The 22,315-nt window shown below is 73.2% G+C and carries 14 protein-coding genes and 1 pseudogene; 9 read left to right on the plus strand and 6 right to left on the minus strand.

Annotated elements, in window-relative coordinates; all coding sequences use genetic code 11:
• Positions 1 to 19 precede the first annotated feature (19 nt).
• Positions 20 to 1,240, minus strand: a complete 1,221-nt coding sequence (locus tag MUU72_RS26895; RefSeq protein ID WP_372503263.1) for a L,D-transpeptidase — start codon at positions 1,238 to 1,240, stop codon at positions 20 to 22.
• Positions 1,241 to 1,473: 233 nt separating this feature from the next.
• On the minus strand, positions 1,474 to 2,748 hold the full coding sequence (locus MUU72_RS26900; RefSeq protein WP_248016003.1) for a L,D-transpeptidase: 1,275 nt from the start codon (positions 2,746 to 2,748) through the stop codon (positions 1,474 to 1,476).
• Positions 2,749 to 3,048: 300 nt separating this feature from the next.
• On the opposite strand from MUU72_RS26900, the gene glgX reads away from it, so the two are divergent.
• From glgX to glgB, 7 genes are all read left to right on the plus strand, one after another.
• Positions 3,049 to 5,334, plus strand: coding sequence for a glycogen debranching protein GlgX (gene glgX / locus MUU72_RS26905; RefSeq protein WP_248016004.1), 2,286 nt, complete (start codon positions 3,049 to 3,051; stop codon positions 5,332 to 5,334).
• Positions 5,335 to 5,661: 327 nt separating this feature from the next.
• A complete protein-coding gene (locus MUU72_RS26910) occupies positions 5,662 to 7,959 on the plus strand; it encodes a M4 family metallopeptidase (protein ID WP_248016005.1) in 2,298 nt (765 codons plus the stop codon).
• Positions 7,960 to 8,255: 296 nt separating this feature from the next.
• Positions 8,256 to 9,890: a M4 family metallopeptidase gene (locus MUU72_RS26915; RefSeq protein WP_248016006.1), complete on the plus strand. Its 1,635-nt coding sequence runs from the start codon at positions 8,256 to 8,258 to the stop codon at positions 9,888 to 9,890.
• Between the two features lie 679 nt (positions 9,891 to 10,569).
• The gene (locus MUU72_RS26920; RefSeq protein ID WP_248016007.1) at positions 10,570 to 12,573 is read left to right on the plus strand and encodes an alpha-1,4-glucan--maltose-1-phosphate maltosyltransferase; all 2,004 of its coding nucleotides are present in this window, start codon (positions 10,570 to 10,572) and stop codon (positions 12,571 to 12,573) included.
• Complete coding sequence (gene treS, locus MUU72_RS26925; RefSeq protein WP_248016008.1) at positions 12,570 to 14,288, plus strand: maltose alpha-D-glucosyltransferase; 1,719 nt, start codon at positions 12,570 to 12,572, stop codon at positions 14,286 to 14,288. The genes MUU72_RS26920 and treS overlap by 4 nt, the downstream gene beginning before the upstream one ends.
• A gap of 310 nt (positions 14,289 to 14,598) precedes the next feature.
• Entirely contained in the window at positions 14,599 to 16,056 is a 1,458-nt protein-coding gene (locus MUU72_RS26930) for a maltokinase N-terminal cap-like domain-containing protein (RefSeq protein ID WP_248016009.1), read from the plus strand.
• 271 nt (positions 16,057 to 16,327) lie between these two features.
• The gene (gene glgB, locus MUU72_RS26935) at positions 16,328 to 18,520 is read left to right on the plus strand and encodes a 1,4-alpha-glucan branching enzyme (protein ID WP_248016017.1); all 2,193 of its coding nucleotides are present in this window, start codon (positions 16,328 to 16,330) and stop codon (positions 18,518 to 18,520) included.
• A gap of 183 nt (positions 18,521 to 18,703) precedes the next feature.
• Here the strand turns inward: glgB and MUU72_RS26940 are convergent.
• The 4 genes and pseudogenes from MUU72_RS26940 to MUU72_RS26955 form a co-directional block, all read right to left on the minus strand.
• Positions 18,704 to 19,372 (minus strand): annotated as a pseudogene (locus tag MUU72_RS26940) (MvdC/MvdD family ATP grasp protein); the annotation flags it as partial.
• A complete protein-coding gene (gene tgmA, locus MUU72_RS26945; RefSeq protein ID WP_248016010.1) occupies positions 19,369 to 19,680 on the minus strand; it encodes a putative ATP-grasp-modified RiPP in 312 nt (103 codons plus the stop codon). The pseudogene MUU72_RS26940 and the gene tgmA, both read right to left, overlap by 4 nt.
• A gap of 53 nt (positions 19,681 to 19,733) precedes the next feature.
• Positions 19,734 to 19,952 carry a hypothetical protein gene (locus tag MUU72_RS26950; protein ID WP_248016011.1) on the minus strand — a complete coding sequence of 73 codons (219 nt, stop codon included), beginning with the start codon at positions 19,950 to 19,952 and terminating at the stop codon, positions 19,734 to 19,736.
• A complete protein-coding gene (locus MUU72_RS26955) occupies positions 19,949 to 20,209 on the minus strand; it encodes a hypothetical protein (protein ID WP_248016012.1) in 261 nt (86 codons plus the stop codon). The genes MUU72_RS26950 and MUU72_RS26955 overlap by 4 nt, the downstream gene beginning before the upstream one ends.
• Positions 20,210 to 20,456: 247 nt before the next feature.
• Between MUU72_RS26955 and MUU72_RS26960 the strand changes: the two genes are divergently transcribed.
• Both MUU72_RS26960 and MUU72_RS26965 read left to right on the plus strand, forming a co-directional pair.
• A complete protein-coding gene (locus MUU72_RS26960) occupies positions 20,457 to 21,713 on the plus strand; it encodes a helix-turn-helix domain-containing protein (RefSeq protein ID WP_248016013.1) in 1,257 nt (418 codons plus the stop codon).
• The gene (locus MUU72_RS26965) at positions 21,685 to 22,206 is read left to right on the plus strand and encodes an NUDIX domain-containing protein (protein ID WP_248016014.1); all 522 of its coding nucleotides are present in this window, start codon (positions 21,685 to 21,687) and stop codon (positions 22,204 to 22,206) included. Before MUU72_RS26960 ends, MUU72_RS26965 begins: the two co-directional genes overlap by 29 nt.
• Positions 22,207 to 22,315: the final 109 nt, after the last annotated feature.

Here is a 22,315-nt window from a genome sequence, read left to right on the forward strand (position 1 = left end):
GCCCGCCGGGGCCCCGGCCTTACCGCGCCCGCCACTGCGCCCAGGAGAGGTTCCAGTCGCTGAAGCCGTTGTCGGGCTGGATGGTGCGGTCGTGGGAGTTCTTGACGATGACCACGTCGCCGATGAGGGAGTTGCGGTAGAACCACGCCGCGGGGGTGTCCGGGTCGCCGCCGCCGCGCCGGTCGTACAGGCCGACGCAGCCGTGGCTGGCGTTGCGGGTGCCGAACGTGTCGCGGCCCGACCAGTAGTTGCCGTGGATGAACGTGCCGGACGCGCTCAGCCGCATGGCGTGCGGGACGTCCTTGATGTCGTACTCGCCGCCGAAGCCGACGGTGTCGCCGTTCATCCGCGTCACCGGATGCTTCTCGCTGATCACCATGGTGCCGTTGTAGGTCTCGGTGCCGGGGGCCCCGGCGGTGATCGGCACGGTCTTGAGCCGCTTCCCGTCCCGCACCACCGTCATCTGCTTGGCGCGGGCGTCGACGGTGCTGACCTGGCTGCGGCCGATGGTGAACGAGACCTGCTTGGACTGGGTGCCGTAGACGCCGGGGCGGCCCTCGACGCCGTCCAGGGCGAGCCGGAGGGTGACCTTGGTGCCGGGCGCCCAGTACTTCTCCGGGCGGAAGTCGAGGCGGTCGTTGCCGAACCAGTGGGCGGCGAGGGGGACGGCGGGCCGGGCGGTGACGGTGACGGCCTTCTCGACCGCCCGGGGGTCGGTGATGCCGCGGCTGAAGCGGATCGAGACCGGCATCCCGACGCCGACCTCCTGGCCGTTCTCGGGGCTGTAGGTGCCGATGAAGGTGTTCTTCGGCACGAGGGTGGTGAACGTGGCGTGCTCGGCGGCCTGCCGGCCCCGGGCGTCGACGGCCACCGCGTCGACGGTGTAGCGGGTCGAGGCGCCGAGGTGGGTGCTGGGCTGCCACCGGGCGCCGTCGCCGGATATCTGCCCGTCGACCGCATTGCCCTTGGCGTCGGTGACCGTGACCGAACGGAGCTTCCCCTTCCGGGCGGTGACGGCCAGGGCGCCGCTGGTGGCCACGTCACGGGCGCCGTCGCGGGGCGCTATCTCCACGGCGGCCTGCGAGGCGGTGTCCGCGGGGCGGTGCGCGGGCGGCCCGGCGTCGTCGCCGCCGCAGGCGGAGACCAGCAGCATCGGGGCGAGCAGCAGGGCGAGCGGTCCGCCCGCGCGGCGCGCCCGCCGCCGGCGCACCGGCCCCCTCGGCATCGGCTGGACGTTCACGACTGGCCCCTTTCCCCCTCGCACGGCCCGCGGCTGCGGTGCCCGGTCGCCCGGCTCACGGGTGCGGGCCAAGATAACCACACCGCACCGACACTCAACTCCCCGGCCGGGCAACGGTTCAGTCCCGGTCGCGGGAGTGGGCGCGCGGGCATCCGTACGAGCGCTGTGCGGACGGCGCGGCGGCGCGCGGGCGGCAGCGGGCGGGGGGACGGGGGAACGGCGGGCGGCGGCGGTCAGCGCCGGGCGCTGCCCGCGCGCCAGGCGGCCCAGGGCAGGTTCCAGCCGCCCAGGCCGTTGTCGGGGGCGACGGTGCGGTCCGGGGAGTTCCGGACCTCGACGGTGTCACCGACGATGGAGTTGCGGTACAGCCAGCCGGCCGGGGTGTCCGGCCCGCCGCCCCGGACGTCCTTCAGGCCCACGCAGCCGTGGCTGGTGTTGAGGCCGCCGAAGACCTGCGGCGGGGCCCAGTAGTTGCCGTGCAGGAAGGTCCCGGACCGGGTCAGCCGCATGGCGTGCGGGACGTCGGGGATGTCGTACTCGGTGCCGAAGCCGACGGTGTCCCCGTCCATCCGGGTCACCGCGTGCCGCTCCAGGATCACCATCGTCCCGTTGTAGGTGGGGTTCTCGGCGTTGCCGGCGGTGACCGGCAGGGTGGCCACCACCCGGCCGGACCGGCGGACGGTGAGCGTGTGCCGGGCCGCGTCGACGGTGCTGACCTGGTCGCGGGCCACCAGGTACTGGAGCGTCTTGTGCTGCACCCCGTAGGCGCCCGGTCCGGTCCGCACCTCGCGCAGCCGCAGCCGGACGGTGATCCGGGTGCCCGGCCGCCAGCGGTAGCGGGGCCGGAAGTCCAGCCGCCGGTGGCCGAACCAGTGCGGCGCGATCTCCACGGCGGGCCGGGCGCTGACGGTGACCGCGCGCTCGACGGCCGCGCGGTCGGCGACCGGCCGGTTGAAGACCAGCGAGAAGATCAGGCCGGTGCCGACCGTGGTGCCGCTCTCCGGCGAGTAGTAGCCGATCACCCGGTGCGGGGGCGCGAAGGTGCTGAAGGTGGTGTGCCGGGCGGTGCGGCGGCCGGCGCCGTCCAGGGCGACCGCGTCGACGGTGTACCGGGAGGCGAGTTCGAGGGAGTCGGTGACCGGCCGCCAGATCGTCCCGTCGCGGGAGATCCGGCCGGCGACCGGCTGCCGGCCCCCGCCGCCGGTGCGGGTGACCTCCACCCGCTCCAGCCGCCCGTCCGGGACCCGGACCTCCAGCCGCCCGTTGGCCCGTACGCCGCGCGCGCCGTCGCCCGGGACGATCCGGATCGCCTCCTCGGGGGCGGGCGGCGGGCCGCCGAGGAAGAGGTCCCGCTCACCGCAGCCGGCCAGCGCGGCCGCGCCGGTGAGGGCGGCCAGCAGCACGCCGGCGGTGCGGCTGCGGCGGGGCGGGCGGGGTGCCGCCGGTGCGCGGCCCGCGGCGCGGCCGCCGGTGTCGTCCCCTGCTCGGTGCTCCTGATGGCCGGTCATACGCCGGATTGTGACGGATGATGCCCGGGTTGGGCGGTATGCCGCGAACCGGGATGTCATGGACGCGTCGCGGGCCGGGCCCCGGTGCCGCGCGGCGGCGGGCGCGTGACGGCGGGGCCGAGGCCGCGGAAAGCGTGAGGCAACGCCCGGTTGCGGGCAGAACAACGGTGCACCCTCGTCCCCCGCACCGCGGGCGGCGGCCCGGCGCACGGCCGGGACGCGCCCCCAGCCGAGGCTGGGAGGCCGTCCCGGGGCCCGGGACGCCGCCCGACCGGGCCCCGAGCAGCAGGAGGCCGGCACGTGTCCAGCGCACCCGAGCAGGAGGCGGTGGCGGAGGAACCGCTCGCCCCGCCCGCGGACGTCCGTCCCGGCACCCCGACGCCCCTGGGGGCCCGCTACCGCACCGGGCCGGACGGTGTGGCGGGCACCAACTTCGCCCTGTGGGCGGGCGGCGCCGAGGCCGTCGAACTGTGCCTCTTCGACGACGCGGGGCACCAGACCCGCCACCCCCTCACCGAGCTGACCCACGAGATCTGGCACGGCTTCCTGCCCGGGGTGCGCCCCGGGCAGCGCTACGGCTACCGCGTGCACGGCCGCTGGGACCCCTGGACCGGCGCCCGCTGGAACCCCGCCAAGCTGCTCCTGGACCCGTACGCCCGGGCCGTGGACGGCGACTTCGGCACCCGCACGGAGACCGGGCCCGCCGGCCCCGCGCTGCCCGCCCAGCTCTACGGGCACGTCCGGGACTGGCCCGAGCAGCACATCGCCGACACCGTCCGCGACGACCGGGACTCGGCACCGTACGTCCCCAAGGGCGTGGTGGTCGGCGAGGCGGAGGACGGCGAGGACGACTGGCGGGACGACCGGCGGCCCAAGACGCCCTGGCCGGACTCGGTCCTCTACGAACTGCACGTGCGCGGCTTCACCATGCGCCACCCGGGCGTCCCGGAGGCCCTGCGCGGCACGTACGCCGGGCTGGCCCACCCGGCGGCGCTGGACCACCTGGTCCGGCTGGGGGTGACCGCGGTGGAGCTGCTGCCGGTGCACCAGTTCGCGCACGAGGACCACCTGGTGCGCCGGGGGCTGCGCAACTACTGGGGCTACAACTCCGTCGGCTACTTCGCGCCGCACGCCGGCTACGCCGCCACCGGGACCCGCGGCCAGCAGGTCGGCGAGTTCAAGCGGATGGTGCGGGCGCTGCACGACGCCGGCATCGAGGTGATCCTGGACGTCGTCTACAACCACACCGCGGAGGCCGGCGAGCTGGGCCCGACGCTCTCCCTGCGGGGCATCGACAACCGCGGCTACTACCGCCTCCAGGGCGACCCCCGGCGCTACGCCGACTACACCGGGTGCGGCAACACCCTCCACGTCGTCCAGCCGCACGTACTGCGGCTGATCACCGACTCGCTGCGCTACTGGGTCACCGAGATGGGGGTGGACGGCTTCCGCTTCGACCTGGCCGCCGCGCTGGCCCGGTCCTTCCACGACGTCGACATGCTCTCCCCGTTCCTCGCGGTGATCGCGCAGGACCCCGTGCTGCGCCGGGTCAAGCTGATCGCCGAGCCCTGGGACGTCGGCTCCGGCGGCTACCAGGTCGGCGCCTTCCCACCCCTGTGGACGGAGTGGAACGACCGCTACCGCGACACCGTGCGGGACTTCTGGCGCGGCGCCGCGCACGACGTCCGCGACCTCGGCTACCGGCTCTCGGGGTCCAGTGACCTCTACGCCTGGGGCGGCCGCCGCCCGTACGCCTCGGTCAACTTCATCACCGCGCACGACGGCTTCACCCTGCGCGACCTGGTCAGCTACGAGCACAAGCGGAACGAGGCCAACGGCGAGGACAACCGCGACGGCACCCACGACAACCGGTCCTGGAACTGCGGCGCCGAGGGCGAGACCGGCGACCCGGACGTCACCGCGCTGCGCCGCCGCCAGCTCCGCAACCTCCTGGCCACCCTGCTGCTGTCCACCGGGGTGCCGATGCTGGTGGCCGGCGACGAGATGGGCCGCACCCAGCACGGCAACAACAACGCCTACTGCCAGGACAACGCCACCGGTTGGCTGGACTGGTCGCTGCTGGCGGACCCGCACTGGCGGGCGCTGGCCGAGCACACCGCCCGCCTGATCGCGCTGCGCCGGGCCCACCCGGTGCTGCGCCGCCGGGCGTTCTTCTCCGGCCGCCCGCAGCACCGCGGCGGGCTGCGGGACCTGGCGTGGTTCGGCCCGGACGGCACCGAGATGACCGAGCGGGACTGGTACACCCCCGGCGCCACGCTGGCCATGTACCTCTCGGGGAACGACATCCCGCAGCGCGACGAGCGCGGGGTGCGGGTCACCGACGACAGCTTCCTGGCCGTGCTGCACGCCGGTGCCGGACCGCGCACCGTGGTCCTGCCCGGCCTGCCCTGGGCCGGCGGCTACGACCTGCTGGTGGACACCTCGGACGACACCGCGGCCGACGCCCCGGACGACGCCCCGGCAGCCGGTCCGGCGGACGCCCCGGGGCCGCGCCGGTTCGCCGCCGGTGCGGAACTCACCGTTCCGGCGCGGACGGTGCTGCTGTTCCGCGCGGTGCCGGAGTGACGCCGGTCCGCCGCCCCGGCCCGTTCCGCGGCCCGCTGTACCCGGCCCGTCGTCCGGTTTCCGGACGCAGATTTCGCCCAACGGACGTTTTCCGGCCAATTAGTTGAACGGCACCTGACAACCACTCGCCAGTGGTGGCACTCTTCCCGGCATCCGCCACCCGGACCCCCACAGCACCGCCCCGGACGGCCGTGACCCCAGCACCACCGGCACCACTTCCCCCCACACGCTCCAAGAGTTCTGCCTCGCTCTGCCCGGACGGCCACTTCGCCGCCCGGTCCCCCTCGGCCGCTCCCCTCGTACCGCGGCCCCGCAGAAGGAGTCAGTGTGAGACGCACCCCCCATAGACCTGCCGCGCAGCGGCGCGCCGTGGCGACCGGCGCGCTGGTGGCGGTCACCGCCATGCTGGCCGTCGGCGTCCAGGCCGGCACCGGCGCCGCAGCGGCGCCGCAGCGCCCCGCCACCCCGCACGCGGCGCCCGCTCCCGGCGCGCTGCCCGCCAAGCTCACCCCGTCCCAGCGGGCCGAGCTGATCCGCAAGGCGAGCTCCACCACCGCCGAGACCGCCCGCCGGCTGCACCTCGGCGCCCAGGAGAAGCTGGTCGTCAAGGACGTCGAGAAGGACGCCGACGGCACCACCCACACCCGCTTCGAGCGGACCTTCCAGGGGCTTCCGGTGCTCGGCGGCGACCTCGTCGTGCACTCCGCCGGGAACGGCACCGTCAAGAGCACCACCAAGGCCACCAAGGCCGCCATCGCGGTGGCCTCCACCACCGCGAAGGTCGCCCCGGCCACCGCCGAGGCCAAGGCGGTCTCCTCCGCCAAGTCCCTCGGCTCGACGAAGACCACGGCCGACCACGCCCCGCGCAAGGTCGTCTGGGCCGCCGACGGCACCCCGCGGCTGGCCTGGGAGACGGTGGTCGGCGGCCTCCAGGACGACGGCACGCCCAACCAGCTGCACGTCATCACCGACGCCACCACCGGCGCGAAGATATTCCAGTACCAGGGCATCGAGAACGGCATCGGCAACAGCGAGTACAGCGGCAAGGTCACCATCGGGACCTCCGGCTCGGCGCCGAACTTCTCGATGACCGACGCCACCCGCGGCAACCACAAGACCTACAACCTCAACCACGGTTCGTCCGGCACCGGTTCGCTGTTCACCGACGCCGACGACACCTGGGGCGACGGCACCCCCGCCAACGTCCAGACCGCCGCCGTGGACGCCGCCTACGGCGCCCAGGAGACCTGGGACTACTACAAGAACGTGCACGGCCGCAGCGGTATCCGCGGCGACGGCGTCGGCGCCTACTCCCGCGTCCACTACGGCAACAGCTACGTCAACGCCTTCTGGGACGACAGCTGCTTCTGCATGACCTACGGCGACGGCCAGAACAACCAGGCCCCGCTGACCGCGCTGGACGTGGCCGGCCACGAGATGTCGCACGGCGTCACCTCGGCCACCGCCAACCTCACCTACAGCGGCGAGTCCGGCGGCCTGAACGAGGCCACCTCGGACATCTTCGGCACCGCCGTGGAGTTCTACGCCAACAACCCCGCCGACCCCGGTGACTACCTCATCGGCGAGAAGATCGACATCAACGGCGACGGCACCCCGCTGCGCTACATGGACAAGCCCTCCAAGGACGGCGCCTCGGCCGACTACTGGTCCAGCTCGGTCGGCAACAAGGACGTCCACTACTCCTCCGGCGTCGCCAACCACTTCTTCTACCTGCTGTCCGAGGGCAGCGGCCCGAAGGACATCGGCGGCGTCCACTACGACAGCCCGACCTACGACAACCTGCCGGTGCCGGGCATCGGCCGGGCCAACGCCGAGAAGGTCTGGTTCAAGGCCCTCAGCCAGTACATGAGCGCCAACACCAACTACGCCGGCGCCCGCACCGCCACCCTCCAGGCGGCCGCGGACCTGTTCGGCCAGGGCAGCGCCTCGTACAACACGGTCGCCAACACCTGGGCGGCGGTCAACGTCGGCTCCCGCGTCCCGGACGGCGGCGGGGTCACCGTCACCAACCCGGGCAACCAGACGTCCACCGTCGGCCAGCCGGCCAGCCTCCAGATCAAGGCCAGCAGCGGCACCGCGGGTGCGCTGTCCTACGCGGCCAGCGGCCTGCCCGCCGGGCTGTCCGTCAACGCCACCACCGGCCTGATCTCCGGTACGCCCACCACCGCCGGGACCAGCTCGGTCACCGTCACGGTCACCGACGCGGCCAAGAAGACCGGCACCGCGTCGTTCACCTGGACGGTCAACCCGGCCGGCGGCGGCAACGTCTACGAGAACAACACCAAGGTGGCCATCCCGGACGCCGGCTCGGCGATCACCTCGCCGATCACCGTCAGCCGCAGCGGCAACGCGCCCAGCGGTCTGAAGGTGACCGTGGACATCACCCACTCCTACCGCGGCGACCTGGTCATCGACCTGGTGGCCCCGGACGGCACCGCCTACCGCCTGAAGAGCTCCAGCTCCTGGGACTCGGCGGCCGACGTGAAGGCGACGTACACCGTCAACGCCTCGGCGAAGGCGGCCAGCGGCACCTGGAAGCTGCGCGTCCAGGACGTCTACGCGGGCGACTCCGGCACCCTCAACGGCTGGAAGCTGACGTTCTGACGGGAACCGGCAACCCGCCCGTCACCTCGGTGTGACACTGGCACACCGAAGCCGGACAGTTGCCACAGAGCACCACAACAACCCCATTGCACGGCCGAGTTGGGCGTCGCTCCCGGATCCCCGGGGGCGGCGCCCCGCTCCGTTATCCGGACGTCGCGCACCTCTGTACGGACGATTTTCAGCCAACCTCCGAACAGGCTCCTGACATGCACGCGTTCGAATGGCAGTGTTCCCGACGCATGTCACACCCGCATCGCTTTGCACCCCCACCACTTGGCAAAGTTGAAGGAGCACGCGTGACCCCCCACATATCCCGCAAGACCCGTGTGACCGGAACCGCGGTCGCCGCAGCGGCCCTGCTCGTCGCCGGCATCACCGCCGCCGGCACCGCCGGCGCCTCCCCGGCCCCCGCCGCCCCCCACGGCGGCGCGCCGCTGGCGCTCAGCACCTCGCACCGCGCCGAGCTGCTCCACGACGCGAGCGCGGCCACCGCGCGGACCGCCAAGGAGCTGGGCCTGGGCGCCCAGGAGAAGCTGGTCGTCAAGGACGTCGTCAAGGACGCCGACGGCACCGTGCACACCCGCTACGACCGCACCTACGCCGGCCTGCCGGTGCTCGGCGGCGACCTGGTCGTGCACACCGCCAAGGGCGGCGCCGTCAAGGGCGTCACCAAGGCCGCCAAGGCGGACGTCAAGGTCGCCTCCACCACCGCGAAGATCGCCCCGAGAACCGCCGCGCTGGCCGCCGAGTCCACCGCGACCCGGTCCCTCGGCGCCAAGAAGGTCACCGCGCCCGCCCCCCGCAAGGTCATCTGGGCCGCCAAGGGCACCCCGGTGCTGGCCTACGAGACCGTGGTCGGCGGGGTGCAGAAGGACGGCACGCCCAACCAGCTGCACGTCATCACCGACGCCAACACCGGCAAGAAGCTCTTCCAGTACCAGGGCATCGAGACCGGCGTCGGCAACAGCGAGTACAGCGGCAAGGTGGACCTCACCACCAAGAAGGGCGGCAGCGGCTACGAGCTGACCGACGACTCCCGCGGCGGCCACTCGACGTTCGACCTCGGCGGCAGCGAGAGCGGCAACGGCAAGCTCTTCACCAACGCCGAGGACACCTGGGGCGACGGCAAGCCCGGCAACCCCCAGACCGCCGCCGTGGACGCCGCCTACGGCGCCCAGGAGACCTGGGACTACTACAAGAACGTGCACGGCCGCAGCGGCATCAAGGGCGACGGCAAGGGCGCCACCTCGCGCGTCCACTACGGCCAGAACTACGTCAACGCGTTCTGGGACGACAGCTGCTTCTGCATGACCTACGGCGACGGTGAGGGCAACAAGAAGCCGCTGACCGCCATCGACGTCGCGGGCCACGAGATGTCGCACGGCGTCACCTCGGCCACCGCCGGCCTGGAGTACAGCGGCGAGTCCGGCGGCCTGAACGAGGCCACCTCGGACATCTTCGGCACCGCCGTGGAGTTCTACGCCAAGAACGCCGCCGACCCGGGCGACTACCTCATCGGCGAGAAGATCGACATCGCCGGTGACGGCAAGCCGCTGCGCTACATGGACAAGCCCTCCAAGGACGGCCAGTCCCTGGACAGCTGGAGCGCGGACGCCGGGAACGTGGACGTCCACTACTCCTCCGGCATCGCCAACCACTTCTTCTACCTGCTGTCCGAGGGCAGCGGCGCCAAGGACATCAACGGCGTCCACTACGACAGCCCGACCGCGGACGGCTCCAAGGTCACCGGCATCGGCCGGGACAAGGCCGAGAAGATCTGGTTCAAGGCGCTGACCACGTACATGACCTCGACCACCGACTACAAGGCGGCCCGCGAGGCGACCGTCAAGGCGGCCACCGACCTCTACGGCGCGGGCAGCGCCGAGGTCAAGGGCGTCGAGTCGGCCTGGTCCGGCGTGAACGTCAAGTAACCCACCGCGGCGGCCACTTGGCCGCTCCGCACACCGGCGTGGCCGGGGAGGCGCTCCCCCCGGCCACGCCGCTCGCGTTTTCGGCCACGCCCGCCGCGCGCCTCACCCCGCGGCGCGCCGGAACCGCTCCGCCCCCCGCGCCCGCCGTCCGGCCGGCACGCCCCGGGCCACCGCGTTCCCCCGGCCCCCGGCCGCCCCGCCCCCGTACCGGCCGGTCCCCCGATATGGCCGATTCCACCCCCTCAGGCGCTCTTGTACTGATCCGGGCGCGGCGAGAGGCTGCGGTGGTGGCGCCGACGGGCCCCGGCGCGGCAACGGACTTCCGCACACCGCAACTCCGCTGTGATCACACCGAGTTGAGGAGGCGAACGCCGACCGTGTCAGCACCGAGCCGCGACCGCCCGCCGGCCCGGCGGCCCCTGCCCGCCGCGGCGCGCGCCGTGCGCGGTTACGTACCGGTAGTTCACACTCCCCGGGCTTTCCGCTCCGCCGCCCCCGGGAAGGCTCATCCGGTACGCCGTACCGCGCACCCGCCCGGCGGGGCCCGATCCGGTCCGCCGTGCCGTCCGCCAGCGGAGTGAAAGCGGACAGGAGCGCCCCTGCCCGCACCCGGTCCCCCTGCCGTGGAGCGGATACAAAGGACAAAACCCCGCAAAGCACCACAAACCCAGGTGAGCCCATGATCGGTCGCATCCCTGTTCTGGACATCCGCCCGCAGATCGATTGCGGCCGCCGCCCGGCGAAGGCCGTGGTGGGTGAGACCTTCGAGGTCTCCGCCACGGTCTTCCGCGAAGGCCATGACGCGGTCGCCGCGAACGTCGTGCTGCGCAATCCGGCCGGCCGCTGCGGCCCGTGGACCCCCATGCGGGAGCGGGCACCGGGCACCGACCGGTGGGCGTGCGAGGTCACCCCGGACGTCGAGGGGCGCTGGACGTTCACCGTCGAGGCGTGGTCCGACCCGGTCGCCACCTGGCGCCGGCACGCGGGGGTGAAGATCCCGGCCGGCATCGACACCGAGCTGGTCCTCGCCGAGGGCGCCGACCTGCACGAGCGGGCCGCCGCCGAGGTCCCCAAGAGCGACGGCCGGGAGGCGGTGCTGGCCGCCGTCGACGCGCTGCGCGACACCACCCTGCCGGCCGCCACCCGGCTGGCCACCGCGCTCGCCCCGCAGGTCACCGCCGCGCTGGACCGCCACCCGCTGCGCGAACTGCTGACCGTCTCACGCCCGATGCCGCTGGTCGTCGAGCGCCGCAGAGCCCTGTTCGGCTCCTGGTACGAGATGTTCCCGCGCTCCGAGGGCGCGGCGCCCGGCCCGGACGGGGCGCTGGTCAGCGGCACCCTGCGGACCGCCGCCGAGCGGCTGCCGGCCGTCGCCGCGATGGGTTTCGACGTGGTCTACCTGCCCCCCGTCCACCCCATCGGCACCACCCACCGCAAGGGCCGCAACAACGCGCTCTCGGCCGGCCCGGACGACGTCGGCTCCCCCTGGGCCATCGGCTCCCCGGCCGGCGGCCACGACGCGCTCCACCCGGACCTGGGCACCTTCGAGGACTTCGAGCACTTCGTGCGCACCGCCCGGGACCTGCGGATGGAGGTGGCGCTGGACTTCGCCCTCCAGTGCTCCCCGGACCACCCCTGGGTCACCCTGCACCCGCAGTGGTTCCACCACCGCGCCGACGGCTCCATCGCCTACGCCGAGAACCCGCCGAAGAAGTACCAGGACATCTACCCGCTCGCCTTCGACGCCGACTTCCGCGGCCTGGTCCGGGAGACCGAGCGGCTGCTGCGCTTCTGGATGGCCAAGGGCGTGCGGATCTTCCGGGTGGACAACCCGCACACCAAGCCGGTGGCGTTCTGGGAGAAGGTGCTCGGCGACATCAACCGCACCGACCCGGACGTGATCTTCCTGGCGGAGGCGTTCACCCGCCCGGCGATGCTGCACACCCTCGCGCAGATCGGCTTCCAGCAGTCGTACACGTACTTCACCTGGCGCAACACCAAGGAGGAGCTGACCGGCTACCTCACCGAGCTGACCGGCGACAGCGCGGGCTACCTGCGGCCGAACTTCTTCGTGAACACCCCCGACATCCTGCACGGCTACCTCCAGGAGGGCGGCCGCCCGGCCTTCGAGGTGCGCGCCGTCCTGGCCGCCACCCTCTCCCCCACCTGGGGCGTCTACGCGGGCTACGAACTGTGCGAGGCGACGGCGCTGCGGCCCGGCAGCGAGGAGTACCTGGACTCGGAGAAGTACCAGCTCAAGGCCCGCGACTGGGCGGCCGCGGCGCGCGAGGGGCGCACCATCGCCCCGCTGATCACCGCGCTGAACCGCATCCGGCGCCGCCACCCCGCCCTTCAGCAGCTGCGCGACCTGCACTTCCACCACGTCGACAACGACGCGGTGCTCGCCTACTCCAAGCGGGCGGGGACCGGCGACGGGGCCGACACGGTGCTCACAGTGGTCAACCTCGACCCGCACCACACCCACGAGGCGACGGTGTCGTTGGACATGCCGGAACTCGGCCTCGGCCGGCACGAGTCCTTCCCGGTGCGCGACGAGCTCACCGGCGACACCTACCACTGGGGCAGGGACAACTATGTGCGCCTGGAGCCGGGCAGCTCGCTCGCGCCGGCCCATGTGCTGTCGCTGCGACCGTCCTCACCGATCGGAGGGTCACCCAATTGATCGTCAATGAGCCCGTTCCCGACACGTTCGAAGACACCCCGGCGAAGGACCGCGACCCCGAATGGTTCAAACGGGCGGTCTTCTACGAGGTCCTGGTGCGCTCGTTCCAGGACAGCAACGGCGACGGCATCGGGGACCTCAAGGGCATCACGGCCAAGCTCGACTACCTCCAGTGGCTGGGGGTGGACTGCCTCTGGCTGCCGCCGTTCTTCAAATCCCCGCTGCGGGACGGCGGCTACGACGTCTCCGACTACACCGCGGTGCTGCCGGAGTTCGGTGACCTGGCCGACTTCGTGGAGTTCGTGGACGCCGCCCACCAGCGCGGCATGCGGGTCATCATCGACATGGTGATGAACCACACCAGCGACCAGCACCCGTGGTTCCAGGAGTCCCGCACCGACCCCGAGGGCCCGTACGGCGACTACTACGTCTGGGCGGACGACGACAAGCAGTACGGTGACGCCCGGATCATCTTCGTCGACACCGAGGTCTCCAACTGGACCTTCGACCCGGTCCGCAAGCAGTACTACTGGCACCGCTTCTTCTCCCACCAGCCGGACCTCAACTACGAGAACCCGGCGGTCCAGGAGGAGATGATCTCCGCCCTGCGGTTCTGGCTGGACCTGGGCATCGACGGCTTCCGGCTGGACGCGGTGCCCTACCTCTACGCCGAGGAGGGCACCAACTGCGAGAACCTCCCGGCCTCGCACGCCTTCCTCAAGCGGGTCCGCGCCGAGATCGACGCGCACTACCCCGACACCGTGCTGCTGGCCGAGGCCAACCAGTGGCCCGAGGACGTGGTCGACTACTTCGGCGACTACGCGGTCGGCGGCGACGAGTGCCACATGGCCTTTCACTTCCCCGTCATGCCGCGCATCTTCATGGCGGTGCGCCGGGAGTCCCGCTACCCGGTCTCCGAGATCCTCGCCAAGACCCCGGCCATCCCGTCCGGCTGCCAGTGGGGCATCTTCCTGCGCAACCACGACGAGCTGACCCTCGAAATGGTCACGGACGAAGAGCGCGACTACATGTACGCGGAGTACGCCAAGGACCCGCGGATGCGCGCCAACATCGGCATCCGCCGCCGGCTGGCCCCGCTGCTGGACAACGACCGCAACCAGATCGAGCTGTTCACCGCGCTGCTGCTGTCGCTGCCCGGCTCGCCGATCCTCTACTACGGCGACGAGATCGGGATGGGCGACAACATCTGGCTCGGCGACCGGGACGCGGTGCGCACCCCGATGCAGTGGACCCCGGACCGCAACGCCGGCTTCTCCTCCTGCGACCCCGGCCGGCTCTTCCTGCCGACCATCATGGACCCGGTCTACGGCTACCAGGTCACCAACGTCGAGGCCGCCATGAGCTCGCCCTCGTCGCTGCTGCACTGGACCCGGCGGATGATCGAGATCCGCAAGCAGAACCCGGCCTTCGGCCTGGGCAGCTACACCGAGCTGCCGTCGTCCAACCCGGCGGTGCTGGCCTACCTCCGGGAGTCCCCGGGCCGGAACGGGGCCGACGACGACCTGGTGCTGTGCGTGAACAACTTCTCGCGGTTCGCCCAGCCCACGGAGCTGGACCTCCAGGCGTTCAGCGGCCGCCATCCGGTGGAACTGATCGGCGGTGTCCGCTTCCCGCCGATCGGCACGCTGCCGTACCTGCTGACCCTGGCGGGCCACGGGTTCTACTGGTTCCGGCTCCGCAGGAACCCCGCCTAGGGGAAGCGTGCCCCACCGGGCACGGGCCCCGGCAGCCACCGCCCGTACGCGGCCGCCCGGCGCGTACGGGCGTTTTTCGACCTTCCGGCCGGGCAACCTCCCTACTACCGCACGGGCCGGGTGGGCCATGGACGGTCCCCCGGCTCGCAAGGGGTACCGCCGAGCAGTGAAGCGAACGCCGAGAAACGCCGAAAACGCGCGCGCGTAAGGACGATCTCGCCCGACACGTCCCCCACCGCCGCATCGTGAAGGCCGTATTCCGGGACACTTTGCCCTGTCTGTCGTGTGCCCGGGGAAAGGACGCGACGCCATGTCGGACACCGCCTCGACCCGTGCCACCCGAAACAGCCCTGACCGCTCGCTGGTCACCGCTCCCGACCTGCTCGCCTCGCTGGTGCCGCTGCTCGCCGAATGGGTGCCCCGGCAGCGCTGGTTCGCGGGCAAGGGACGGCTGCTGACCGGCTTCACGCTGGTCTCGGCGACCGAACTGCTGCCCTGCACCGGCCCGGGGACCGCCCCGGGCCTGCTCCAGCTGCTGGTCCGGGCCCAGCAGAGCGCCCCGCCCAGCCGCTCGCCGGCCGGCGGCGACTGCTACCAGCTGCTGCTGGGCACCCACCCCGCGCCGCCGCCGCACCTGGCGCCGGCGGTGATCGGCCGCCCGGCCGGCGGCCCGCTGCGCGGCCGCGCGGTCTACGACGCGCTGCTGGACAACCGGCTGTGCGGGCTGCTGCTGGAGCGGCTGCGGGTGCCCGGCCGGATCGGGGCGCTGCGGTTCTGCCGCGAACCGGACGCCGGGATCCCCTCCGGGTTGCCCGCCCGGCCGATCGCGGTGGAGCAGTCCAACTCCTCGATCGTCTATGGAGATACGTTCATCCTGAAGGTCTTCCGGCGGGTCGAGCCGGGCGTCAACCCGGATCTGGAGCTGCCGCGGGCGCTGGCCGGCGCCAACTGCGCCCGGGTCCCGGCGCCCGCCGCGTGGTTCGAGTCGGCGGTCCCCGAGGGCAGCGGGGAGGCCACCACCCTGGGCGTGCTCCAGCCGTTCCTGGCCGGCTCCACCGACGGCTGGCAGCTGGCCCTCAACGCGCTGGCGGTGCGCGCCGACTTCACCCGCTCGGCCCGCGCGCTCGGCCACGCCACCGCCGAGGTGCACACCGCGCTCGCGCAGGCCCTGCCCACCACCGAGCTGCGCCGCCCGGAGCTGGCGGCGATCGCCGGGCGGATGAGCGAGCGGCTGGAGGCCACCGCCCGCGCGGTGCCGGTGCTCCAGCCCTACCGGGGGCGGCTGCGGGCGGCGTTCGACGCGCTCGCCGGGATGGGGCACGACGGGCGCAGCTGGGCCGCCCAGCGGATCCACGGCGACCTGCACCTGGGGCAGACCCTGCGCACGGCGGACGGGGGCCGCTGGGCGCTGATCGACTTCGAGGGGGAGCCGGCCCGGCCGCTGGCCGAGCGGCGCCGCCCGCAGCCGGCCGTCCGGGACGTCGCCGCGATGCTCCGCTCGTTCGACTACGCCGCCCGCAGCGGCCCGGCCGGCAGCGATCCGTGGGCGCTGGACTGGGCCCGCCGCACCCGGGCCGCGTACTGCCTGGGCTACGCCGAGGCGGGCGGCCTGGACCCGCGCTCGGCCCCGGAGCTGATGCGGGCCTACGAGACCGACAAGGCCGTCTACGAGGTGCTGTACGAGGCCCGGCACCGGCCCGACTGGCTGTCGGTGCCGATGGCGGCGATCCGGCGGCTGGCGGCCTGCGGGGACGCGGGGGCCGGCTGAGCCCGGCCCGCCCGCGCCACCCGGCCGGCCCCGGCCCCGTACGCCGCCGCCCGCCACCCGTTGGCACCGACCGTCCGACCACCGCCCCGAGGAGGCCCCGCCCGTGACCGCCCGCCACCCCGCCCCGCCCCCGTCCCGGAAGCCCGCGTCCGGCACCGCACCCGGGCCCGCCCCCGGCTCCGCGTCCGGCCGCGCGCCGGGCCCCGCGGCCGCCGCCGGCCGCCCGCAGCCCCCGGCCCCCGAGGTCCGCCCCGCCCCCGGTGACCCCGGGGTGCGCCGCGCCGTGCCGCTGTCCGCGGAGGACCGCGGGCGGCTGCTCGCCGGGGCGCACCACGACCCGCACGCGCTGCTCGGCGCGCACCCGGTGGCCGGCGGGCTGATGATCCGCGCGCTGCGCCCGCACGCCCGGTCCGTCACCGTGGTGGCCGACGGACTGCGGGCGGCGCTGCACCCGGAGGGCGACGGCCTGTTCGCGGGGGTGCTGCCGCGCTCCGAGGCCCCCGACTACCGGCTGGTGGTCGACTACGGCGGGACCGTGCTGACCGTGCGGGACCCCTACCGCTTCCTGCCCGCGCTCGGCGAGCTGGACCTGCACCTGTTCAGCGAGGGCCGGCACGAGCAGCTGTGGCAGGCGCTGGGCGCGCGGGTGATGGAGCACCAGGGGGTGGGCGGGACGCGGTTCACCGTGTGGGCGCCCAACGCCCGGGGCGTGCGGGTGGTGGGGAACTTCAACTACTGGGACGGGACCGGCTCCCCGATGCGGTCGCTGGGCTCGTCCGGGGTGTGGGAGCTGTTCCTGCCCGGCCTCGGCGAGGGCGAGCTGTACAAGTTCGAGATCACCCGGCCGGACGGCTCGCGGACCGTCCGCGCCGACCCGATGGCGCGGCGCACCGAGTGCCCGCCGGCCACCGCCTCGGTGGTGCACGCCTCGCACCACCAGTGGCGGGACGGCGACTGGATGGCCCGGCGCGGCGAGCGGCCGGTGCACACCTCGCCGTTCTCCGTCTACGAGCTCCACCTGCCCTCCTGGCGACCCGGACTGACGTACCGTCAGCTGGCCGCGCAGCTGCCCGCCTACGTCAAGGACCTGGGCTTCACCCACGTCGAGTTCATGCCGGTGGCCGAGCACCCCTTCGGCGGCTCCTGGGGCTACCAGGTGACCGGCTTCTACGCGCCGACCGCCCGGATGGGCACCCCGGACGACTTCAAGTTCCTCGTCGACGCGCTGCACCGGGCAGGCATCGGCGTGCTGATGGACTGGGTGCCGGCGCACTTCCCGCGGGACGACTGGGCGCTGGCGGAGTTCGACGGGCGGCCGCTGTACGAGCCGGGGGACCCGGCGCGGGCCGCGCACCCGGACTGGGGGACCCTGGAGTTCGACTACGGCCGCACCGAGGTGCGCAACTTCCTGGTCGCCAACGCGGTGTACTGGTGCGAGGAGTTCCACATCGACGGGCTGCGGGTGGACGCGGTCGCCTCGATGCTCTACCTGGACTACTCCCGCGAGGACGGCAACTGGACGCCGAACGTCCACGGCGGCCGGGAGAACCTCGACGCGGTGGCCTTCCTCCAGGAGATGAACGCCACCGTCTACCGCCGCTGCCCGGGCGTGGTGACCATCGCCGAGGAGTCCACCGCCTGGGACGGCGTCACCCGCGCCACCCACCACGTCGGCCCCGGCGGCTTCGGCGGGCTGGGCTTCGGCCTGAAGTGGAACATGGGCTGGATGCACGATTCGCTCGGCTACGTCGAGAAGGACCCGGTGCACCGCAAGTACCACCACGGCGAGATGACCTTCTCGATGATCTACGCCTACTCCGAGAACTACGTCCTGCCGATCTCGCACGACGAGGTGGTGCACGGCAAGCGGGCGCTGGTGTCGAAGATGCCCGGCGACTGGTGGCAGCAGCGCGCCAACCACCGCGCGTACCTGGGCTTCATGTGGGCCCATCCCGGAAAGCAACTGCTCTTCATGGGCCAGGAGTTCGCGCAGGGCGCGGAGTGGGCCGAGCGGCACGGCCCGGACTGGTGGCTGCTGGACCCGTCCTACGAGGCGGAGCCGGACCACCGGGGCGTGCGCGACCTGGTCCGGGACCTCAACCGCCGGTACGCCGACACGCCCGCGCTGTGGCAGCGCGACACCGACCCGGCCGGTTTCGCATGGATCGACGCGGACGCGAGCGAGGACAACGTCTTCTCCTTCCTGCGCTTCGCGGCCGACGGCACCCCGCTCGTCTCGGTCACCAACTTCTCCCCCGTGGTCCGCCACGACTACCGCCTCGGTGTCCCCGGCGACGTCCCGGTCTGGCGCGCATTCCTCAACACCGACGACTCCCGCTACGGCGGCAGCGGCGTCACCCACCCCGACCCCCTCAAGACCGAACCGGTCCCCTGGAACGGCCGCCGCCACTCGATCAGCGCCACCCTCCCGCCGCTGGCCACGGTCTGGCTGGTACCGGGGTGAGGGCGGGGCCCCTGTACGGGTGGGGCGTGCGCCCGAGGGCCCCCGCCCCATCGGTGTGCCTGGAGGCCGTCACGGTGCTATTGCCGTGAGCCCCGGGGCCAGGTGACGGCCTGCCCCTCAGGGGTGACGGCCACCTCGAACCGTTCGAGCCCGGGGGCTCCGTCGGCGCGCACCGGCTGACGTCCGCTCGCCCATGACGGTCACGCGGATGTCGGTCGTCTTGTCCACACGCTGCTGGAAGAGATGGGCGGTACCGCTGACGGTGTCGTCGATCTCCCCGCCGGTGACCTCGGCGACGCGCACCGTGCACGAGACTCCGTTCGCATCCCGGTAGAGCGGTGCGGAGAGCGGCTTGTGGATCACCGGGCCGTACCGTCGGACGAAGCTTCTGGCGGCGCCGGGGTCGGAGGTGATCAGGGTCGGCGGGAGGAGGAACCCGGCCGCCGCGGCGGCGGCGAGACCGGCCGGTTTGAACTCCGCGTCACCGATGCGGTGCGGGTGGTTGACGTACCGGCAGCCGGGCAGGGAGGCGAGGACGCCACCGAGGCCGTAGCGAGCTTGGGCAACGGCGAACCGAGCACTCTGTTCGTCCAGGTGCGGGAAGGTGAAGCCGGATGGGCGGCGGTAGTAGAGCGACCGCACGTGCCCGAGGGCGGCGGTGCGCGAGGGTGTGGTCAAAGTGCCCGCGAGACCGTCGCCGGTGAGGGTGGCCGCGAACGACAAGGTGGCGGGGAAATCCCCGGAGTCGAACCGCACGACCGGGACGCCCCGGCCGTGCAGCTCGTCGATCACCAGGTCGGTCGTGGGGTCGTCCAGGTTGGTGACGACCAGAACCGGACCCGGGGGTGTCACTGGTCGCCGTCGTTCCCGGTGTCCTGGTCACCGCCGCCGGCGCCCCCGGGTCCGGCACCGTCGGACGGATTTCCGGTGTTGGTGGGCGGGTTGGTGCCGGTGCTCGTCCCGTGCCCCGGCATCGCCACCGGCTGCCCGGCGGCATCGAAGTACTGGCCGGTCTGCGTGGCGGGGTCGAGTTCGACACGGGCGTAACCGGGGGCGAACGCCGGGTACGGAGCCATCCGCCGCAGCCCCCAGGGAACGGGCGTGACGTGGCCGGACGGAAGCGGCGTCCCGGCAGGAAGCCGGTCGGAGTGGGCGAACATGCGATTCCCTTCGTCTGTTCCACTGGAATGTGCGGGGGCGGCGGGACGGCCGGTCACGACCGGCTCCACTCACCGCGTCGGGAAACAACCGAGTACGACGCGATGGCGTCCTGCTCGACGCGCACGGTCTCCCCGCCGGGCGCGCCGTACAGCGGGCGCAGCACCCACACCGGCCGACGGGTTTTCGCGCCGGCGATATCGGTGCACACCCACTTCGTGCCGGCCGCAACCGCCACGACGAGGTCCCCGACCCCGGGCCGTGTGCCGCTCACCGGGTGGCCGCCTCGGCGATCGCGGCCTCGATCTCCTCGTCGGCGGCCCTGCGCAGCGCGCCCGGCGCGGCCTGCCAGGCCGGGGCGGTCCCGGCCAGCGGTACCAGCAGGACGCAGTCACAGTGCGGGCGTCCGGGCGGGTACGCCGACCGGTCCGCCACCCGGCCGACGCGGCCGGTGACGGTGTCATGGACGAGGGCGCCCGGCGGGTGGCCGATGGCGTTCTGCGGGTCCTGAAGGGTGGTGCGTGGGGTCATCGCGGCCTCGGTTCGCTCGCGGTGGGCTGGGATGTCGGCCGCCCGCGCGCCTCGGCAACTCGCCGAGGTGCTTGCGGGGCGGCCGATGGCCAGTCAACGCTCCGGAAGGGCTGTGCGGGGACACCAGGTGGTGACCCCAACCCGGAGTCAGGAAAAGGGCGTTGGTGCGGCGTTGGCCGTACGATCGGTGCAGTCGCTACCCAGGGAGCTACAGATGGTCCGTGGCGCACCGGATCCCCGTGAGGTCATGTCCGGTCTGCTGGAGGACGACCGTCTTCTGCGTGCCTGCGCCGAACGGGACATGGGTGCCGTCTTCCGCATGCTCAACAGCCGGGGAGTCAGTACGCGGCGGCTCGCCGCGGCCGCCGGCATCACCCAAGGACGGCTCTACGACTACATGAACGGCAAGAGCCGCGTCGAGAAGCTCAGCCTGTTCGAGCAGATCGCGGATGCCTTTCGCATCCCCGGCCGGCTGCTGGGACTGGCACGCCGGTCGTGGGAGCCCGCGCCGGTGGACGTGGCACACCAGCGGGCCGACCGCCCGCCGCCCGATGGTGACGATCTGGCAGCGGTGGGCCACTTCCGCAGTGCGGACCGGCAGACCGGCGGCGGGCGCCTGTACGGGGCGGTCGTACGGCATCTCCGTGATCGGGTGGCTCCTCGGCTGGTTGACGCCGACGGTGGGCCGGAGGTGTTTGCGGCGGCAGCTGCGCTGACCGAGATGGCGGGGTGGATGGCCCATGACTCGGGTCATGACGACCGCGCGGGCCGCCACTTTGCCCGCGCGCTCCCGCTGGCCCGCGCCGCGGGAGACCTTCCGTTGGCCGCGAACATCGCCGCCAGCAGCAGCCACCTCGCCCTCCAGGCCGGGAATCCGGCAGCGGCAGCCGACTGGGCACGGACCGGGCTCCGCCTCGCCGCGCAGGGACCACGTGTTCCGGCGCTGACCGCACGCCTGCACACGATGCAGGCTCGCGCCCATGCCGCGGCCGTGCAGCGCGACCCGGCCGTCCGTGCCCTGGACGCGGCCCGACGCGACCTCGACCAGGCGCTCGGCGCCTCCCACCCGTGGCTGAGTCCGTTCGACGTCGCCGCGCTGGCGAGTGAATCGGCGCTGGTCCTCCGCGACCTGGGTCAGCACGATGAGGCGCTGGCGTGCGCCGAACAGGCCGTCGCGCTGCGGCAGACAGGCCGGGAACGGTCCCTGGCACTGAGCCGGATCATCCTGGTGGGCGTCCACGTCCGCCGGCACGACATCGACGCTGCCGTGAGCGTGGGCCACGACCTGCTCGGTACCAGCCCCACCCTGGGCTCCGTCCGGGTCGTGCGGCAGCTCGACGCACTTGGCAGGCTGCTGACGCCGCACCGGGGATACGGGCCGGTGCGGGAGTACCTGGTCCGCTTCGACGCCGCGCGCAGGGCCAGAATGCTGCTGCTGGCCGACATCATCCCGCCACCACCGGGAGGCACTCCGTATGAGGCCCACCGCACCCGACCCCGCTGACGCGGAAGCCTGGAACGCCTACCTGGCGGAGGGCAACGCCAAGCAAGCGCGCAAGCGCGTCGCCGCCGACGCACTGCTCCGGGATCCGTCCGGACGTGTGCTTCTGGTGAACCCCACCTACAAGCCCGGCTGGGACCTGCCCGGCGGTATGGCGGAAGCGAACGAGGCGCCGGAGGACGCGGTGGGGCGCGAGCTGTCCGAAGAACTGGGGCTCACGGTGGTGCTGCGGGGACTGCTGGTGGTGGACTGGGTCGCCCCGCACGGGCCGTGGGACGACCAGATCGCCTTCGTCTTCGACGGCGGAACGCTCCCGCAGGACCGGGCCGAGGGGCTACGGCCCACCGACGACGAGCTGTCCCAGGTCGCCTTCCTCACGGCCGGCGAAGCCGGCACCCGGCTCCGGGGTCGGATCCGGCGCCGGTTCGAGGCCGCGGTACGGGCGCTCGGCGCGGGCAGGCCGCTGTACCTCCGGGACGGCGTACCCGTCGCCTGACGGGCCCGGGCGCACCGCCGGATACCGGCGCGGCGGTGGACGCCGTGCGCGCGCACCCGGAAGCGGGGGGGGGGGGCGGGCGAGCGGCATGAGGAGGGCGGCGACCAGG

The sequence above is a fragment of the Streptomyces rhizoryzae genome (assembly GCF_023155275.1).
In the GTDB taxonomy this organism is placed as follows: Bacteria; Actinomycetota; Actinomycetes; order Streptomycetales; family Streptomycetaceae; genus Streptomyces; species Streptomyces rhizoryzae.

What these genes read in the sequence shown, in the direction of transcription:
- MUU72_RS26900 (WP_248016003.1), bottom strand. Translation starts at nt 2,748, where the DNA reads ATGACCGGCCATCAGGAGCACCGAGCAGGGGACGACACCGGCGGCCGC.
- MUU72_RS26920 (WP_248016007.1), top strand. Translation starts at nt 10,570, where the DNA reads ATGATCGGTCGCATCCCTGTTCTGGACATCCGCCCGCAGATCGATTGC.
- MUU72_RS26930 (WP_248016009.1), top strand. Translation starts at nt 14,599, where the DNA reads ATGTCGGACACCGCCTCGACCCGTGCCACCCGAAACAGCCCTGACCGC.
- tgmA (WP_248016010.1), bottom strand. Translation starts at nt 19,680, where the DNA reads ATGTTCGCCCACTCCGACCGGCTTCCTGCCGGGACGCCGCTTCCGTCC.
- MUU72_RS26955 (WP_248016012.1), bottom strand. Translation starts at nt 20,209, where the DNA reads ATGACCCCACGCACCACCCTTCAGGACCCGCAGAACGCCATCGGCCAC.
- MUU72_RS26960 (WP_248016013.1), top strand. Translation starts at nt 20,457, where the DNA reads ATGTCCGGTCTGCTGGAGGACGACCGTCTTCTGCGTGCCTGCGCCGAA.
- MUU72_RS26965 (WP_248016014.1), top strand. Translation starts at nt 21,685, where the DNA reads ATGAGGCCCACCGCACCCGACCCCGCTGACGCGGAAGCCTGGAACGCC.